Origin of the sequence: Streptomyces sp., from assembly GCF_035644915.1 — a bacterium.
Classification (GTDB): domain Bacteria; phylum Actinomycetota; class Actinomycetes; order Streptomycetales; family Streptomycetaceae; genus Streptomyces.
Map to the genome: position 1 here is coordinate 1 of NZ_DASQNP010000172.1, position 2,390 is coordinate 2,390.

Consider the following 2,390-nt stretch of genomic DNA (forward strand, 5'->3'; position numbering starts at 1 on the left):
GCGGCGGGCGGCGCGGCGGCCGTTCCCCCGGGCGTGATCCCCGCCCGTCCCCGGGCCGGGGCTGGGTTGTCCCGCCCCGGCCCGGGGACGGGTCTCCGCCGCGCCGCACGCGGGCCGGACAGGGCCCCGACCGGTTCGGGAAAGTCGTGCGCCGGGCATGGACAGATGTCCGCGGGCGTGCTGTCATCCTGCACAGCGCCGCGTTTTTAACGTTGGAAAGGCAGTTCACCGGACGTCCGCGCAGCGGTCCCGCTCCACGCTCCCCGGACTCCTCGCACCGTGGTCCCCCCTCGCGCGCCCCGGCGCGCACCCCCCACCCCACGGAGGGTCGCATGTCCCTGAGCCGCCGCCACTTCGTCGGTCTGACGTCCCTGGCCGCCGTCCACGCGGTGGGCCGGGCCCCCGCGCCGGCCGCCGCCGCTCCCCTCGCCACCCGTGTCCGCCCGGCACCCGGCGGCCTCCACACCCCCAACGCCTCCCCCCTGCACCCCACCGCGCTGCTGCGGCTGCCCGTCACGGCCGTCCGGCCGCGCGGCTGGCTCGGGGAGCAGTTACGCCTCCAGCTCGCCGGCCTGTGCGGCCGGTACGACGAGATCTCCCACTTCCTGGACTTCTCCTCCTCCGGATGGGTGCACCCCGACCGCGACGCCTGGGAGGAGGTCCCCTACTGGCTGCGGGGATACGTCGACCTCGCGATCGTCACCCGCGACCCGGACGCGCTCGCCACCGCACGCCGCTGGTTCGACGCCGTCCTCGCCACCCGGCAGCCGGACGGCTTCTTCGGACCGCGGTCGCTGCGCACCTCCCTCGGCGGCGGCCCCGACTTCTGGCCCTACCTCCCGCTGCTGCAGGCGCTGCGCTCCTGGCAGGAGTTCACCGGGGACGACCGCGTCATCCCCCTCCTCACCGGCTTCCTGCGCTACATGAACGCCCAGGGCCCGTCCGCCTTCAACCAGAGCTGGGTCTCGCTGCGCTGGGGCGACGGCCTGGACACGGCCGTCTGGCTGTACAACCGCACCCGTGACGCCTTCCTCCTCGACCTCATCGGCACGATCCACGCCCACGGCGCCGACTGGACCGGCCCGCTGCCCGACCGGCACAACGTCAACATCGCGCAGGGCTTCCGCGAGCCCGCCCAGTACGCGCTGCGCTCCGGCTCGCCGGCCGACACCCGGGCCGCCTACGCCACGTACGACGGCGTCCTGCGCGCCTACGGCCAGTTCCCCGGCGGGGGCTTCGCCGGCGACGAGAACATCCGCGAGGGGTACGGCGATCCCCGCCAGGGCTTCGAGACGTGCGGCGTGGTGGAGTTCATGGCCAGCCACGAACTGCTCACCCGGCTGACGGGCGATCCGGTGTGGGCCGACCGCTGCGAGGACCTGGCCTTCAACTCGCTGCCCGCCGCCCTGGACCCGGAGGGCCGGGCGGTCCACTACATCACCAGCGCCAACAGCATCGACCTGGACAACGTGCCGAAGACCCTCGGCCAGTTCCAGAACGGCTTCGCCATGCAGTCCTACCGGCCCGGCGTCGACCAGTACCGCTGCTGCCCCCACAACTACGGCATGGGTTGGCCCTGGTTCACCCAGGAGCTGTGGGCGGCCACCCCGGCGGGCGGCCTGTGCGCGGCGATGTACGCCCCGTGCACGGTCACCGCCCGGGTGGCCGACGGCGTCCCGGTCACCGTCCGGGAGGACACCGACTACCCCTTCGGGGAGACGGTGACGCTCACCGTCTCCACGCCCCGCGCCGTGGCCTTCCCCCTGGTCCTGCGGATCCCCGGCTGGTGCCGCGCCCCCGCGCTGGCTGTCAACGGGCGGACGGTGGGCGCGCCCGACGGCCCGGCGTTCACGACCGTCGACCGCACCTGGTCGGACGGCGACACCGTCATGCTGAGGCTGCCGCAGCGCATCACGGTGCGCACCTGGCCCGGCAACGGCGACTCCGTCTCCGTCGACCGCGGACCGCTGAGCTACTCCCTGCGGATCGGCGAGGAGTACGTCCGCACCGGCGGCACGGACACGTTCCCCGAGTACGACGTCCACGCCACGTCGCCGTGGAACTACGGCCTGGCCCTGGACCCGGCGGACCCGGCGGCGGGGCTCTCCTTCTCGGCGGCCGGCGGCCCGCTCCCGCCCAACCCCTTCACCCTGGCGACCACCCCCTGCCGCATCACCGCACCCGCGCGCCGCATCGCGGAGTGGACGGCCGACAGCCAGCACGTCGTCACGCCCCTCCAGCAGAGCCCCGCCCTCAGCACCGCCCCGGTGGAGGCGGTCACCCTGGTCCCGCTCGGTGCGGCCCGGCTGCGGATCTCCGCCTTCCCCCTGGCGTCGCCCACGGGCAGGCGGTGGACCGCGGGCAGCACGGTCTTCCGGATCGCCAACCGC

1 protein-coding gene is annotated in these 2,390 nt (G+C 74.7%); it reads left to right on the forward strand.

The window, feature by feature from the left end; translation table 11 throughout:
* Nucleotides 1–332: 332 nt before the first annotated feature.
* Nucleotides 333–2,390: beta-L-arabinofuranosidase domain-containing protein (locus VE546_RS19105; protein ID WP_324923938.1), on the forward strand; the 2,058-nt coding region annotated here is incomplete at its 3' end.